2 protein-coding genes are annotated in these 1,021 nt (G+C 38.3%); both read right to left on the bottom strand.

The genetic code is table 11. From position 1 onward, the window contains the following. Positions 1–223: 223 nt before the first annotated feature. Complete coding sequence (locus WCL58_RS25245) at positions 224–553, bottom strand: barstar family protein (protein WP_060387732.1); 330 nt, start codon at positions 551–553, stop codon at positions 224–226. Beyond that, on the bottom strand, positions 553–1,021 hold a 469-nt coding region (locus WCL58_RS25240; protein WP_334274237.1), incomplete at its 5' end, for an RHS repeat-associated core domain-containing protein. The genes WCL58_RS25240 and WCL58_RS25245, both read right to left, overlap by 1 nt.

The following is a 1,021-nucleotide window of genomic DNA, read 5'->3' as shown; positions in this document are numbered from 1 at the left end:
ACAGCAGACTGTCTGCTCTACAATAAATAATTGGAATATTTAATTTCATATATTTTTTAAAGAGCAGGGCATTGTTTTTTCACGACTTAATTAATCAAAGAAAGGATTCCTATGAACGTCCTGGCTTCATCATCCCTATGAAATCTACTTTATCTAGATATATCTAGCGTTTAATCGCTAAGTAATAGTCGAGAAGCCGTGAAGCCTTTTCGACTATATCAAGCTACCTCAACAATAAAACAATCGAAGGCTCCTGGCCTTTTTCTTTGCATTTTAAGCTTACATTTTCAATAGTGAATATTAATGTTTCCTTTATTTCCTCTGATGCTAAAGAGAAATGATGAAGCTCCATTAATAAATACTCAGAAGCTGCTACATGAATCTTCGTCATTTCATCTTGCGGATAGCGCAAACTGAAAAAACAATCAATTAATGCATTGATATTCCTACCAAAAAAATCAGGAAACCCAAATAAACCAGACAACTCAGTATAAAAATCATCCAGCGTTTTTATCTTGGAAAAATCTATTTTGACTTTCCGCCCTATTTCCATTATTTCCACCCTCCAAGATCGATCTCTATAAACGAATCATAATGATCATGAGTATAATAAGCTTTGCCTGTCTTCGTATCAACTACCACACGCCTCGCTCCATTCCCACCTACATCTGGTGTCTTAACAGTCCATTCTTTATATGGTCCACTACCAGTGTTAAGACGCTGGCTATTAGAGTTGCCAATAGAGTGCGTATTGCTAAATGTTGTTCCATCATTTGAATAATGAGGTTTGTTTAATTTAATTCTATCAACTGTGTTTTGTAGCTCACGCATATCTCTTTTAGACATTGCGTGCCCCCATTTATCTTTAATGACCGCATGTGCCTGCTTAGGATTTTTAGCAGAATGGCTACATGTCAACCCAAACGGATCCACCCACATCAGCGGGTTCGGCGCATACTGATACAGGTTCAACCCGCCGCGTAACCCTATCGGATCCTGCGTGGTGAAACGCCCCACCTCA

The sequence above is a fragment of the Serratia sp. TMDUHS_CL genome (genome assembly GCF_037137105.1).
Classification (GTDB): Bacteria; Pseudomonadota; Gammaproteobacteria; order Enterobacterales; family Enterobacteriaceae; genus Serratia; species Serratia nevei.
Note: the sequence above shows the minus strand (reverse complement) of the source record. Positions and strands in the feature narration are given on the sequence as shown.

Bases quoted from the DNA above. Each gene is read 5' to 3' on its own strand.
- WCL58_RS25245 (WP_060387732.1), bottom strand. From the start codon at position 553: ATGGAAATAGGGCGGAAAGTCAAAATAGATTTTTCCAAGATAAAAACG.